At 58.7% G+C, this 13852-nt stretch carries 11 protein-coding genes; 9 read left to right on the forward strand and 2 right to left on the reverse strand.

The features are described from left to right. The first annotated feature begins 190 nt into the window (after nucleotides 1-190). Nucleotides 191-925, forward strand: a complete 735-nt coding sequence (locus C4E04_RS04785) for a TerC family protein (protein WP_109600782.1) — start codon at nucleotides 191-193, stop codon at nucleotides 923-925. Between the two features lie 41 nt (nucleotides 926-966). On the opposite strand, the gene C4E04_RS04790 is transcribed toward C4E04_RS04785, so the two are convergent. After that, nucleotides 967-1557, reverse strand: coding sequence for a hypothetical protein (locus tag C4E04_RS04790; protein WP_109595447.1), 591 nt, complete (start codon nucleotides 1555-1557; stop codon nucleotides 967-969). Nucleotides 1558-1690: 133 nt separating this feature from the next. Here C4E04_RS04790 and C4E04_RS04795 point away from each other — a divergent pair, with 133 nt between their 5' ends. The 6 genes from C4E04_RS04795 to C4E04_RS04820 all read left to right on the forward strand — a co-directional run bounded on the left by C4E04_RS04795 (nucleotide 1691) and on the right by C4E04_RS04820 (nucleotide 10659). Further along, nucleotides 1691-2179: a hypothetical protein gene (locus tag C4E04_RS04795; RefSeq protein WP_162559283.1), complete on the forward strand. Its 489-nt coding sequence runs from the start codon at nucleotides 1691-1693 to the stop codon at nucleotides 2177-2179. Nucleotides 2180-2766: 587 nt separating this feature from the next. Then, nucleotides 2767-3846: a hypothetical protein gene (locus C4E04_RS04800; RefSeq protein WP_109595451.1), complete on the forward strand. Its 1080-nt coding sequence runs from the start codon at nucleotides 2767-2769 to the stop codon at nucleotides 3844-3846. A gap of 81 nt (nucleotides 3847-3927) precedes the next feature. Next, nucleotides 3928-5949 carry a hypothetical protein gene (locus C4E04_RS04805; protein WP_109595453.1) on the forward strand — a complete coding sequence of 674 codons (2022 nt, stop codon included), beginning with the start codon at nucleotides 3928-3930 and terminating at the stop codon, nucleotides 5947-5949. 148 nt (nucleotides 5950-6097) lie between these two features. Continuing rightward, complete coding sequence (locus tag C4E04_RS04810) at nucleotides 6098-8047, forward strand: type I secretion system permease/ATPase (RefSeq protein WP_371682036.1); 1950 nt, start codon at nucleotides 6098-6100, stop codon at nucleotides 8045-8047. A gap of 14 nt (nucleotides 8048-8061) precedes the next feature. After that, a complete protein-coding gene (locus C4E04_RS04815; RefSeq protein WP_109595455.1) occupies nucleotides 8062-9414 on the forward strand; it encodes an HlyD family type I secretion periplasmic adaptor subunit in 1353 nt (450 codons plus the stop codon). A gap of 561 nt (nucleotides 9415-9975) precedes the next feature. Further along, nucleotides 9976-10659: a response regulator transcription factor gene (locus C4E04_RS04820; RefSeq protein WP_162559284.1), complete on the forward strand. Its 684-nt coding sequence runs from the start codon at nucleotides 9976-9978 to the stop codon at nucleotides 10657-10659. A gap of 412 nt (nucleotides 10660-11071) precedes the next feature. Here C4E04_RS04820 and C4E04_RS04825 read toward each other — a convergent pair whose 3' ends face one another. Then, the gene (locus tag C4E04_RS04825; protein ID WP_109600786.1) at nucleotides 11072-11299 is read right to left on the reverse strand and encodes a hypothetical protein; all 228 of its coding nucleotides are present in this window, start codon (nucleotides 11297-11299) and stop codon (nucleotides 11072-11074) included. Between the two features lie 710 nt (nucleotides 11300-12009). Between C4E04_RS04825 and C4E04_RS04830 the strand changes: the two genes are divergently transcribed. Both C4E04_RS04830 and C4E04_RS04835 read left to right on the forward strand, forming a co-directional pair. Next, the gene (locus tag C4E04_RS04830; RefSeq protein WP_162559285.1) at nucleotides 12010-12564 is read left to right on the forward strand and encodes a response regulator transcription factor; all 555 of its coding nucleotides are present in this window, start codon (nucleotides 12010-12012) and stop codon (nucleotides 12562-12564) included. A 189-nt stretch (nucleotides 12565-12753) separates the two neighbouring features. Next, complete coding sequence (locus tag C4E04_RS04835; RefSeq protein WP_109595461.1) at nucleotides 12754-13830, forward strand: mannose-1-phosphate guanylyltransferase/mannose-6-phosphate isomerase; 1077 nt, start codon at nucleotides 12754-12756, stop codon at nucleotides 13828-13830. The last annotated feature ends 22 nt before the right edge of the window (nucleotides 13831-13852 follow it).

Raw genomic sequence — 13852 nt, forward strand, 5'->3', positions numbered from 1 at the left:
AACCCAAGGGCGAACCATTACGCAATTGGTTTCGTAAGGGTTCGGAATTGGTTCCGGACATCTTGAGATGAGCCCGTTCGGAAGAAAACGGACCAAAAGCGAAGAAAGCCGGCAATCGGGCAATGCCTGAGCCCTTGCGAGCCGCAAAAGAGCACCGAGATAACGGCAGAGAAGAAATGCGGATGGAATGATGACTGAAATCCTGGCCCTGTTTACAGACCCGACGGTCTGGGCTGCTCTTGCCACCCTCGTCGTGATGGAGGTGGTCCTCGGCATCGACAACCTCATCTTCATTTCCATCCTGACCAACAAGCTGCCGGCCGACCAGCAGACGCGGGCCCGCCGGATCGGCATCGGGCTTGCCCTGATCCTGCGTCTCGGCCTCCTGGGGACCGTGGCCCTCATCGTGCAACTGACGGAGCCGATCTTCGAGATCTTCGGTCATGGCTTCTCGTGGCGGGACCTGATCCTCATTGCGGGCGGTCTCTTCCTTGTATGGAAGGCCACCAAGGAGATTCACCACAACGTGGATCCTGATCACGGACCCGACATGTTCGAGGGCAGCAAGGCGAGCCTCGGCTTCGCCTCCGCGATCGGCCAGATCCTGGTCCTCGACCTGGTGTTCTCCATCGACAGCATCGTCACGGCCGTCGGCATGACCGACCATATCCCGGTCATGGTCATCGCCGTCGTTGCAGCCGTCACCGTGATGCTGCTGGCAGCTGATCCACTGGCACGCTTCATTCAGGCCAATCCGACCGTAGTCATGCTGGCGCTGGGCTTCCTGCTGATGATCGGGATGACGCTGATCGCCGAGGGCTTCGGGGCGCATGTGCCGAAAGGCTACATCTACACCGCAATGGCCTTCTCGGCCCTCATCGAGGGGCTGAACATGCTCTCGCGGCGGGCCAAGCGGAAACGCTGACGGGGAGTGAGCCTTTCCAGGCCTGGCTCATCCCCTGCGCGTCAGGCGGATGGGGCGGCCGCCTTCTGCGTGCCCTGCGCCGGAGAGCGCACGGACGCTTGAAGGCGAGGTAGGAAATCCCAAAGTTCTCGGTTGAGGATCTTCAGGTCCTCGACCGTCTTGACCAGTTCCCCGATGCGAGCTTCGTTGACGGCTCTGACTTCTCCCAACACCAGACGTCCAGCGCTTTCCCGGATCTTCATGGCATGGGTGTGGGTGATCTCACCGCGGTCACTCACAACGTACATGCAATGGTTGAACTCATTGCGGATGCGTGTGCAGGTATTGAAGCGCGCAATGAGCCCGTCGAGGACCTGCGCCGTACCCTTGTCGGCGATCTTGGCCTTGGCAAGACGCTGGACGAGGTCCAGGCGGGCTCTTGTGGTGTTCAGGGTCGCAAATACGATGGCGGCCGAGACCTCGTCGGTCTCTAGGAGCAGCATGAGCACATAAATGAACATGCTTTCATTGTTGGACCAGCTGAAGACCAGGTTCCCGATCAGCGCCAGGACCATGGTCCGATGGTCGGCGGAGTCGATGGCTGCAGCCTCGATGGCCTGAAAGTCGGGCTTGTCGGGAAGTTTCGTTGGCATGCCTGTGCCTTCTCTTCCGGAGCGGTGTCATCCTCGGCACGGGCCGTCGGATCGCGCCACTATAGTCCGGTTTATGCCGAAGGGCGATTGCGCCATGCCGATTGTGGGCCAATTGTCCTGAGGCTGAGGAGGGGTGCGGCTGCAGATGTTCCAGCTATGGAAGGCGCGCAGAGGGCGAAAGTCCATCCTGGCCACGCTGGCGCCCTTCATCGAGGGAAGCGAGGCGCGCCTGGGGAGGATACCGGCAACCGCATGGCATAACGCATATGTCTTGGGTTTCCTGTCGCTGCTGGCCAGCCTCGAAGCCCGGATAACACTGGAAGGGTCACTGAGTTCGCTGGCTCTCGGTCTCATCCAGGCTGAAACCATCGCGGCGCTGAGCGGAGAGTCCGCCAGTGTCCACGGGGAAGAGATCCTCACCCTGAGCATGGAGGACGACCCGCAGTTTCTCAGCGGCTGCAATCAGGCCGTCAGCTTCCATGCGGCCCTGCAACGAAGCTATCGTGCGTTTGTCGAGCCTGGCCGCTCTGCCGAGTGGAAATCCGATATGCCTTATCTGCAGGATGATCTTGATGCTCTTTGGCGTGAGATGTTCGAAGAAAAGGTCATGTCCCTCTCGTGAAACGACAGCTCCTCATCTCTCTCAAATGCAAGGATACAGGGCTACTCCCATTGCGCAACTGGACGCATGGCGTGAATTAAAGTCTACTTTCCCTGCCTGAAGCGTCCCTGCACGGAGGCGCTACGGGACATTATCGAGTCGACCGCGAACATGAGTGTGAAGCGTACGGGTGCCTGCCTCCAGGCATGAGACTCGAAAGTGAGAGCCTATGGATCGCTTCAGCTTGAAGCGGACAAAAGGGCTTCTCCAAGACTGAAAAATGACATCGGGGCGGGCCGCACTCACGTGCGGCGGAATGTTCGCCGGACCGGAACCTATGCATGGATTCCGAAGCCGTCGACATGTGCTCCGACAAATGTCGAGAGGTGAACGTTTCTCGTAGGGAGGAGGCGCCGAACCTTATTGTCGCTCACTTTATGAACCGGCCATCGGGCTCATTTCTGGAATCTTGCGCTTGGCGGATTCTGCACTGGGCCGATGGAGAACCCTGAAAATCGGATTTGGCATCGCGACGCTTCGGCCGGACACGTAATGGATGGGAAGGCTGGACTCGGAGCGCTGCCGTCAGTTGAAATAGGACATCGATCATGGCTACCGATCAAAACGGCAACGTCGCTGCCGCCATTGCGGGCTTTGCTTTTGCATCCCAGGAAAACGGTAATTACGACGACGATAGCAACACCAACAGCCGGAACGACAGCAGCACGAACGACAGCTATAACGATAGTTCGGACAATAGCGACAATTCCGACCACTCTGACAACTCAGATAATTCCGACAACAGCATCACTGATGCCTTCAATGACAACAGTGACAACTCGGACAATTCGGATAACAGCGATAATTCGGACAACAGCGACAACAGCACGAACGACAGCTACAACGACAACAGCACGAATCTCGATGTCGCGCTGAATGATGCTCTCAACGACAAGAGCGCGACCGATAGCTATAATGACAATTCCGACAATTCTGACAACAGCGACAACTCGGACAATAGCGACAACAGCACGAACGACAGCTATAACGACAATAGTGATACCACGACGACAACGGTCGATGTCGCGCTGAACGATGCGCTCAACGACAAGAGCGTCAATGATAGCTACAATGATAATTCAGACAACAGCGACAATAGCGATCATAGCATCAACGACAGCTATAACCCAACGGACAGCTATAACGACAACAGCGACCATAGCGTCAATGATAGCTACAACCCAACGGACAGCTACAACACCGCCAATTTCGATCTGAGCGTCAACATTCAGGATGCGTTCAACTATTCAGAGACGAATTGGATCAATCTCGATAATACTGACTTCAACGGTGTTCTCTCGGCTATCGGTGACGGTGCCGGGCAAGCCTTCAGCATGACGCAGATCAGTGAGTTGGCCGACAACGACACCCTCACGGCAAACCTGACCAGCAATGCAGAATGGGGCCAGGACGGCACGTGGACCGGTGGGGATGCGAGCGGGATCAACGGCGCTGCCGGAGACTTCGCAACGGGTGCAGGAGAAGATGGGTCCGTTGCCGCGAATGTGACTGCGGCCGCCACCTCCCATCTCGAGGCCTTCAATCAGAACATCTCGATGGGTGCCAATATCCAGTACCATTCGATGAGCGTTGTCGGTGGTGATCTGACCGACGATCATCACAGCTAACCGCCTGCGATATGGCCCGCACGGGATACTCGTGCGGGCCATATCATTGTTCCAAGTTCGTCTTGACGGCAGGAGGCATGGATGGCCGCCGGTGGCGCACTCGAAATGATCTGGCATTTTGCCGGATACTGGCATCTCAGCCAGGATTACGCCGCCGCCCGTCTTAAATACGACGAAGCTTTCTACAAGGCCCAAAATACGGAGTATCGGCTCGAGCCGGACGATGCGGTGCGCGTGGCTGCAGATAATCCGGATATGGGCAGCCAAGCTGTCCGTACTATCATGGCGTCGAGCCCATCCGGATCGAGCGGTGACTTTGCGGCGCTCAAGTTTTCACATCTCAAACTTCCCGAGATCGACAGTCGGCTCTACCTCCCAGAGGAACGGTCAGAACCCCCGTCTGATGGTGAGGCTGGGTCCTCCGGAGGGGCGGCGGCCCACCTCGGCTATGGCCACCACATTCAGTACATCTATGTGATCCATTACATCACTCGCCCGCAGGGCGAGCATGTGACACAGCCACGTGCTGAGCATCCGATCGGGCACCGGGAGCCGACCTACAGCCTGTCCTATGACGATCCGCCATCCGGAGTGGTTGCTAAGCTGACACAGGCCAACACGCTCTCCGATGTCGACCGCTTTTCCGATGCCGGGCACGAATACGATAGCCTGAATCCCGTTCATGCTGACGAGGCCATGTCGTCCCTCGTCGATGCTGGGCGAGACCTCATTCCGCCTGCAGGCGCCCCTCTGGGCCAGTTGGGCGATGTCATGACCGAGGATGTGCTCGCGCATGACCAAGCCCTGTCCGATGGGACCCGTGAGACCGGCGAGATTGAGCCTGGACGATACGTTAACGGCGAATTGCAGGAGCAGGATGCGTCGAAGCCGGAAGACACTTCAACCGTGACACCGCCGGCGCCACCCGAGAGGGAGGAGGGTAGCAATGATCCTGGGCAGGTTGCGGAGACCGGGGCCAACAAGGCCGAGAACGCGGCTTTGATCCTCGACTTGAACGATGCTCCCGCGACCCTGATCGTGAAAGGCGACTACTTTTCGACCAATGCGATCCTGCAAGCTAACATCCTGCAGAACCAGGACCATGTCCTGGATGCGGGAGCCCAGCCCGCCGTCGTGGATGATGGAGGGAATACCACCGAGAACATCGCCAGCTTTGAGGCGACGGTGCTCATGGAGGCTGCCGGCGCGAAGGCCTACAAGGGGGACCTGAAGGTCAATGTCGATTACGTGAACGGCGATTTGTTCGATATCAAGGCGCTGACGCAGAGGAGCTTTGTTCAGGACGGCGACGTCACGGTCCAGACGACCACACAAAACTATACCGAAGTTCATACGGGTGGCAGCGAGCAGTACAATGTCGCCAGGTTCCTGGACTGGGGCAAGAACTACGACGTCATCGTCGTTCTGGGCAACTACCACTCGGCCAATATCATTTCCCAGCTGAACATCGTGCTCGATGACGATGTGATTGCCGTGAATGCGGGAGAGGAGGCCGAGGACGCGTCCAGAGTCTTCTCGGGCCAGAACACCCTTCATAACGAAGCTGCGATACACACCTACGGATCTACCGCTTTCTCGTCCATGACGGATGACCTGACGAAGCTGATCGAGAGCCTCGGGAACAGGGAGAATGTCGGTCGGGAGGCCTGGTCCGGCTTCCACGGTACCGCGACCGGGACATTGGATGTCCTATTCGTGACTGGCGACTATTACGACCTGAACATCATCAATCAGGTCAACATCATCTCGGACCCCGATGTGGCGGTGCAATGGGCCAAGGACGGCTCGACGATGCAGTGGCTGTCGTCCGGTGGCAATAGCGCCGGTAACTTCGCCGAGATCATCGATGCAAGCGCAACCGCCGGGCATGTGATCGGTGGAAATGCCTATGAGGATTCCATTCTCCTGCAGGCCAATCTGGTTTCGGACGATACGCATGTCGTCCGGACCGATCCAACGGCCCTCGTCACTGAGCTCATCGCATTCGTGGATCACGCTCAGAGCACGACGGACGACACCAATGTCTGGACCAAAGACATCTTCGGAAATCAACACGATACGTTCGGTCACGTTCTGACCTGACAGATCCGGGAAGAACGATCCTGTGGAGCTGGGGGAGCTGATGCTTCTGAAAGACGCCTTGAAAAGTCTCTCGACGGAGCCGCAGTCCGGTTTGAGCCGGAGCACCAACGGAGGGCCAGCACCCCGCCCAGCAGCATCCCCGGGAAACATGCGAAGGCCTGAGCCCCCGTTTGCTCCCCCGAAAGCACCCATGCCGAAGCCGTCCGTGGCTCCCGGAGGGAAGCCGCTCGAGCGGGAGGAGGCGCGCGTGCCGTCTGCGCCTGCCCGCTCAAGACCGGCTGTCCCTTTCCAAAGTGACGGGAGGGATGTCAAGGCTCCGCCCGGCGGGGATGGTCCGAGCCGCGGTGGGAACGGGCCACGAAAGCCACCCCAGCTTCAGCAGCGCTCCGCGGATCGCGATTTTCGCGAAGTTCTGAGCAAAGGTCTCGCAGCCTGTCGCCGAAACCTGATCACGGTGGCGGTCTTCTCGTTCTTCGTAAATGTTCTCGTCTTGGCAATCCCGGTCTATCTCTTCAACATCTCGGACCGCGTCTTGACCAGCCGCAGCGTCGATACTCTTGCGATGTTGTCCCTGGTCGTCATCGGGGCGGTCCTCGCTCATGTGCTCATGGACATGATGCGCCGGTTCATCCTGATGCGGATTGCCGTGGAGGCGGAAAGCAAGCTGGGCGCTCCCGTTCTCAGTGCTGCCGCAAAAGCCTCGCAGAATGGCTCCGTCAAGGAATTCCAGATTCTATCCGATTTGCAGCATGTCCGCAGCTTCCTGACGGGGCCGGTCCTGCTGATGATGCTCGATGCGCCTGTCGCACCGGTCTATCTCCTGGCCGTTTTTCTCATCCACCCACAGCTCGGCTACATCGTCTCCGTGACGGGGCTCCTTCTTCTGGCCGTGGCGCTCGTTAATCAGAAGCTGACCGCAGTGCCTTTCGCGAAGGCCAATGCCTATGCGTCCAGGGCCAATCTCCAGGCGGATGCCATGGCCCGGAACGCTCAGGTCATCAACGCCATGGGGATGATCCCCGAAGGGGTTCTGATGTGGGGGCGAGAGACGGGCGAGTCCCTCAAGGCCCAGGTCATTGCGCAAGACCGCAACATCATGATGACGGGCCTGTCGAAATTCATTCGCCTCACCACCCAGGTGTCGCTCCTCGGATGGGGGGCGACACTCTCGATGGCGGGCGAACTTACCGGCGGGATGGTGATTGCATCCTCCATTGTGGCCAGCCGCGCTCTGGCGCCTGTGGAAGGAACCATCGAGGGCTGGAGAAACTTCGTTCAGGCCCGCTCCGCTTATGGACGGATCAAGTCGCTGCTCCACAACTCGCCGCTCAACATGGAGCGCCTGCGTCTGCCGCAGCCGCAGGGACGTTTGAGCGTCGAACGCGTGCTCTACGTGCCGCCACCGAACAAGAAGGTGATCCTGAACGGCATCTCGTTTCAGCTGGAGCCGGGTGAGTCGCTCGCGGTGGTTGGCGCTTCGGGCACGGGAAAGTCGACCCTGGGGCGCATGCTGGTCGGATCCATCATTCCTACGGCCGGCAGCGTCAGACTCGACATGATGGACCTGCGCAACTGGGATCCGCGACAGTTCGGCGAGAGCGTCGGCTATCTTCCGCAGGATGTTCAGCTCTTTCCGGCCTCGATCAAGGCTAACATCGCCCGCATGCGGGATGATGCTAGTGACGACGATATTTTCGATGCAGCCGCGCTGGCGGACGTCCACGAAATGATCTCGCAATTCGCGCAAGGTTACGAAACCATTGTCGGAATGGACGGCAGCCCTCTCTCGGGTGGGCAGCGCCAGCGCATCGGCTTGGCTCGTGCCTTCTTCGGCAATCCTCGCCTTGTCGTTTTGGATGAGCCGAACTCCAATCTCGATTTTCCAGGCGAGCAGGCGCTTGCCCGCGCGCTTACGCGAGCCAAGGAACGAAGCATCACCATTGTGGCCATCACTCAGCGTCCGGCACTGCTCAAGAGTGTGGACAAGATCATGATGCTCAAGGACGGATCCGTGCAGGCCTTCGGCCGACGGGAGGAGATTATTCCGCTTCTGAGCGGCCGCAGGCCACAGGACGGTCCGCCCGTCATTGAAGGATAGGATCGGAACTCTCCATGTCGCACACGGCTACGATCACTCTCCAGAAGCAGCAGGAATGGTACGCCGACGTGCCGCGAAGCACGCGCCTGCCGACGCTTTTGGGCATTGCGATTCTCACTTTGACCCTCATGGGATTCGGATATTGGGGAGGGATCGCCCCCATCGCGGGCGCTGTCGTAACATCGGGCGCATTCGTGGCCACAGGTCAGAACAAGATCATCCAACACCTGGAAGGAGGCGTCATCCAGGACATCCTCGTGCGCGAGGGGGACGTGGTCGAACCGGGCGAAACCCTGATCCAGCTGGATGAAACCGGACCGCGAGCGGAACTGCGCCGACTTGCCCTGCGCGAGGCGCGGTTGATCGCCATCGAGGCTCGCCTGCGGGCCGAAATGGCCGAGAAGCGCGAGGTTGCATTCCCGGATGAACTCCTGAGACAGGTCGATAGCGATCCCGACATTGCCACGATCGTCAAAGCGCAACGGGCGACCATCGAAGCGCGTCAGAAGAGCCTTCAAAGCGAGATCGCGTCAATCCGGACAAGCATCGAGGCGCTCCATGAGCGGATCAAGGGCAGCACGACTCAGCTTGCGTCCGTCCGCGAACAGATTGCCTTCTTCGACGAGGAGCTTCTCGCGAAGGAACAGCTCCTGAAGAGCGGTCTTATCCGCAAGTCCGAGGTTTTGGCGCTCCAGCGCGCGCGAGCGAATCTCCAGGGAGAGGTAGGGCGGCTGACAGGAGAGATCGGCGACTCGAAGGAAAGGATTGCTCGCTCGGAGGAGCAGATCGTCGGTACTCGGAATGCGGCCATCAAGACCTCGGTGGAACAGTTGCACGAGACCCTCGGAGAGTTGGCGGACGTGCGAGAGCGCGTCCTCGCGGCGACACGTGTCCTCGACAGGGTGAAGATCGCAAGTCCCGTGAAGGGCGTCGTGGTGAAATTGCGCTATCATACGCCCGGCGGCGTCATCGAAGCGGGCAAGACGGTCATGGAGATCGTCCCCCTTCAGGACAGCCTGCTCATCGAGGTGAGGGTGAGACCTCAGGATATCCCGAATGTGAAACTAGGGCAAAAGGCCATTATCCGTCTCACGGCACTCAAACAACGCATCACGCCTATGATCGAAGGGGAGGTGGTCTATGTGTCTGCCGATGCGCTGCCGGACGAGAAGAGCACCCTGACGCGCAACGACGTTTATGTGGCGAGGGTCTCCCTGGACCCGAACGAGGCCTCCAAGATCCACGGATTTGCGCCAACTCCAGGAATGCCTGCGGAGGTCTATATCAAGACGACCGACCGCACCTTTATCGAGTATCTGCTGCAGCCGATCCGGGACAGCATGGCGCGTGCCTTCCGCGAAATGTAGGGGCTATTCCGGATGGAAATTTTCATGCTCGCGGACCGTCTTTTGAGGGCCGTCCGCGAGCGCGCTGAAAAAGCCATGCTCACGGTGCAGGAAGTGACTTAGGCAAGTTTTCAGGTTATGTTTTGGCAGATGATTATGGATAAGTTTATTATATAGCAAGATAAGTATAAATGTTCATAAGTCCGAAGCATATGGCGATTTGTGTGTGTAGTTATGCTTATGAATTTCGTAAGAGCTCATTGTCTAATTAAATGAATAGGCAAAATTTATAAAATTGGACGTTTTTCGGAAATATTTACATGGGATAGGGTGTGTATTAGTGAGATTCAATTTCTCGGCGTTGATAGGAATTCAAGGATGGATCTCCAAGGCAATTAGGATTTTTTCACTGGGGCATCAGATGGCATGAAATTTACCTCCTAAGCGGTAAAATTACCTCCTTTGCCTTAATGCTTAACAAATGGTGAATTGTATAATTTTCTCGTAACTGCAAAAAGGGAATGTCGCGGTATGCCTCACGATTCACTACCCATTACAACATTCCTCGCCTGCAGGAATGCCATGGTCCGCGAAGGAATTCGTCACATTCTGTCTGCTACGCGCTATCACGTGCGGCCCGAGCAGGCCATTGACCGGAATGACCTTCTTTCGGCCCTCCCGTCAGAAACCGAACTGCTCTTCATTCTCGACGAGAACCTGTACCAGGAGCAGAGTCCGGAGATTGTTCGAGGCCTCAAGGCGAGGGCTCCGTCTGCTCGGGTCGTCGTTCTTGCAGACAGTTTCGACATGGGCGGCATGGCGGCGATCTTGAACGCGGGGGCGGACGGTTACTGTCTCGCCACGATCGGCTGCGAGACCCTGGTAAAATACCTTGACCTCGTCATGCTCGGCGAAAAGGTGTTTCCGGCCGCAATGGTCATAGCCGCCTTGTCGGAGCGTGCCGTCGACGCTCCTGCGCCACGCTTCTACTCGACCGCAGAGGCTCAACGGATGCAAGTCGTCGCAACGAGCGTACCGAGCCGGATGCTGTCGGCCCGGGAGGCGGAGATCCTGCATTGCCTCATGGAGGGCGCGCCGAACAAGACCATCGCGCGGAAGCTCGATGTCGCCGAGGCGACCGTGAAGGTCCATGTGAAGGCCATTCTTCGGAAGATCCGTGTCACGAACCGCACGCAGGCTGCCATGTGGGCCGTCACGCATTTTTCGAACGAAGTCCATGACGAGGCCCCTCCGCTCTCGTCCTAGACTGCGGCAGCTCTCCCGAGCGTCTGCCCATGAGAACCGGCCCGGCAGGACTCCTTTTGTCGGACCGGAAAGGAGCCTCGATATAGTGGCTGCTCTGCCTGAAATGGGAAGGTGCGACGCGCACCAAGTGCCTTTCACGGACCGAAAATGAGCAGGGCGCCCGCCCTGCATGTCGAGCGAGCCTTGGGTACCCATTCACGGTGCGGCGTCGGTATGCATCTCCTGAAACATCGTTGAGCAGCAGCGTCAGACACACTGATTTCGAGAGGCTGGTCACATGGTCTCCAGCGAAGGTCGGATCAATCCTGAAGATGAGACGGTCAAGAGAGATGCCGTAAAGGACCATGTCCAGACCATGCTGCGGCGGCTCATCGACGCGAAGGCAGGCAAGCGGGCGGCTGCCGAGAAGATCTTAATGAAGAATACCGTTGAGCGGGATCGAAAGTAAGACCCGTCCGTCCTCATTGGTGACTTCCAGCGTCCAACTGCGCCAGTCTTCGGCTATGCCATCGTCCTCTTCGAGAAGCTCTTCGATGGCCTTGACGGCCTGGAGACGGGCCTGCTCCAAAGTCGAAACCTCGATCCCGTCCACGTCCAGGATGCGCTCATAACCATCGATGAGATTGAAGTAGCACCTCATGATGACCGGTATCGGCTCCATATCGTTCTTCTGTGATGTTGTTTGGATTCGCAGGTTCCTGAACCGCCGACAGCAAAATTCGTAAAGGTGAGAGAACCCGATGTCTAGGTTCTAATTTGCGCGGATGCTTCAAACTACCCGCAAGGGTGAGACAAGGCGCGAATCACCGCCTCTACAAGGCCCTCGGCACCCTGTCGCGCTTCGATCTCGTACCCCCTTCGCATCCGTTTTGTTTGCACCGATGCAGTTCAGGGGCTGTAGCAGGAAATAATTGCTCAGGAGATTCTTTGCAAAAATAGAGCCGTGAGCCCTAAATTTTCACCAAATGCTAACTTACCTATTTTGCCGCTACGGAAGTTAGGCTAGCTTCCTTTCGAGTGTAATACAAAGAAACGAGATGCTGAACTGTCCGGGGGCTTAGGTCAGAGAAGCAGGCAATGAGGAAGAACTATAGTTGCGATGGCTTGTCCAATCTGGATGAGCTTGTCCCCGGTGAGGCTTTCTCACCGATTTCGGGCACCCAATTCTCTGGAGGGTGGGATGCAACAGTTGAGGCTGATACGGAGCCGGTGCCTACATTGCTCGTTGAGCCTAATACTCTGCTGCGAGAAGGCTTAAAGCGTATCCTGACGGACACCCGTTTCCAGGTCGTTGCTTCCTGTTCGGGTTTCTCGGAGGTTCGGGCTTACGAAGCGTCCGAACGGTCCTTCATGTTGATCGTCAGCGCCGGCGCGGATCGGGAGGATGCCTTCCGCCAGATCAAGCAGTTGAAGACGGAGTGCGGGGCCGCAAAGGTCGTGGCTCTGGTGGATCGGTATGACCTTCAGGAGGTTCTGTCGGCCTTTCGGGCCGGCGCCGATGCCTACCTGATGAAGTCGGTCTCCTGCGAGGTGCTGACCAAGTCGCTCGATCTCGTGATGCTGGGAGAGGCCATCTATCCGGCAGCGCTCCTCGATCTCATAAGGGGTCAGGTTCCTATCGCCGAAGAGCCGGCCGACAATCCGGACGAAGTCCTGATGGAGGCGGGCAGCAAGCTCGGCAAGCGCGGCCTGTCGGTCCGGGAGACGGTCATCCTGCGGTGTCTCATGCAGGGCGATTCCAACAAGATCATCGCCCGGAAGTTCGACATCACGGAAGCCACCGTGAAGGTGCATGTGAAGGCCATCCTCCGGAAGATCCGTGCCAAGAACAGGACGCAGGCAGCGATCTGGGCGGCCAACCATCTTCGCCCTGGCGAACAGGCGGCCGGAATCGGCAGTCACTGATTAGAACCCGTCGCCGGCCGTGCAGGAGGCAAGCCTTCCTGCTCGACCGGCTCCGCATGAGACGAAGGTCTCGTCCGATCCCCCTCCATTGCATCAGGCCCGCTCCCGTTCCCGGGCGCTACGATGACGATCCTTCCCGGCATTTCCACCAAAATCGGGTGGCAACGACCGGGGTGAACCGAGGACGTCATGCGTCGTATCACTCCCGTCCTGCTCGCCGGCGGATCAGGCAGTCGGCTCTGGCCCCTGTCGCGGCAGAACCTTCCAAAGCCGCTTCTGCCCCTCATCGGAAACGGGACACCTCTGCAGAAGACGGCGGAACGCCTGCGGGGTATCGACTTCTACGGCGAGCCCCTGGTGATGGCGCAGGCCGAGCATCGCTTCGCAGTTGCCGAACAGCTCCAGTCGGTAGGAACGCAGGCTCGCATCGTTCTCGAGCCCGTTTCCCGTAATACGGCTCCGGCGGCTGCTGTTGCGGCGCTGATCGCTGGTCGGGACGATCCAGAGGCTATCCTGCTCGTCATGCCGACGGATCATGATGTTCCGGATGCCGGGGCTTTCCACGGTGCTGTGGAAAAAGGGCTTGCTGCGGCCCAGGAGGGCGCCTTCGTCCTGTTCGGGGTTGCACCCTCCGGCCCGGAGACCGGCTTCGGCTATATCCGCCTGGGCCGCACCATCGGAGGACATCCCGAAGTCCATACGGTAGAGGCCTTCAAGGAGAAGCCCGACAGAGCGGCTGCGGAGCACTTTTGCCGCAGTGGTTCGTATGTTTGGAACAGCGGCATCTTCCTCCTGCCGGTCCGGCCCTTCCTCGACGAACTGGCTCGCCTGGACGGCGAACTGCTTCAAGCCTGCCGGGATGCCGTGGCCCAGGCGGCGTCTGACCCTGACTTCATCCGCCTCGATGCCGAGACCCTCGCACGGGCGCCGAGTATCTCGCTCGACTATGCCGTCCTGGAGAGGACGGATAGGGCGGTGGCAGTCGCCCCCTCGTTTCCCTGGTGCGATATGGGAACGTGGGCGGCGCTGTGGAAGCGGGAGACCAAGGACGAGCGCGCCAATGCCCTCCTCGGTAATGTCCTCGCCCGGGACACCCAGGGCAGCTACATCCGCTCCGACGGCCCGTTTGTGGCGACGTTAGGGATCGAAAACCTGATCGTAGTCGCCACGCCCGATGCTGTTCTCGTGGCCGACAGGGAATCAGGACAGGAGGTAAGGCGGCTCGTCGAGGAGATCGAGGGCTTGGCCTGCATGGGCGAGGGGTAGCCCTCCTGAGTGCGGCCGCGGT

The sequence above is a fragment of the Microvirga sp. 17 mud 1-3 genome (assembly GCF_003151255.1).
Classification (GTDB): domain Bacteria; phylum Pseudomonadota; class Alphaproteobacteria; order Rhizobiales; family Beijerinckiaceae; genus Microvirga.

Excerpts from the sequence above, each read along its gene's own strand:
- C4E04_RS04830 (WP_162559285.1), top strand. The coding sequence starts at position 12,010 with ATGTTGATCGTCAGCGCCGGCGCGGATCGGGAGGATGCCTTCCGCCAG.
- C4E04_RS04825 (WP_109600786.1), bottom strand. The coding sequence starts at position 11,299 with ATGAGGTGCTACTTCAATCTCATCGATGGTTATGAGCGCATCCTGGAC.
- C4E04_RS04810 (WP_371682036.1), top strand. The coding sequence starts at position 6,098 with ATGCGAAGGCCTGAGCCCCCGTTTGCTCCCCCGAAAGCACCCATGCCG.
- C4E04_RS04835 (WP_109595461.1), top strand. The coding sequence starts at position 12,754 with ATGCGTCGTATCACTCCCGTCCTGCTCGCCGGCGGATCAGGCAGTCGG.
- C4E04_RS04805 (WP_109595453.1), top strand. The coding sequence starts at position 3,928 with ATGGCCGCCGGTGGCGCACTCGAAATGATCTGGCATTTTGCCGGATAC.
- C4E04_RS04815 (WP_109595455.1), top strand. The coding sequence starts at position 8,062 with ATGTCGCACACGGCTACGATCACTCTCCAGAAGCAGCAGGAATGGTAC.
- C4E04_RS04785 (WP_109600782.1), top strand. The coding sequence starts at position 191 with ATGACTGAAATCCTGGCCCTGTTTACAGACCCGACGGTCTGGGCTGCT.
- C4E04_RS04800 (WP_109595451.1), top strand. The coding sequence starts at position 2,767 with ATGGCTACCGATCAAAACGGCAACGTCGCTGCCGCCATTGCGGGCTTT.
- C4E04_RS04790 (WP_109595447.1), bottom strand. The coding sequence starts at position 1,557 with ATGCCAACGAAACTTCCCGACAAGCCCGACTTTCAGGCCATCGAGGCT.
- C4E04_RS04820 (WP_162559284.1), top strand. The coding sequence starts at position 9,976 with ATGGTCCGCGAAGGAATTCGTCACATTCTGTCTGCTACGCGCTATCAC.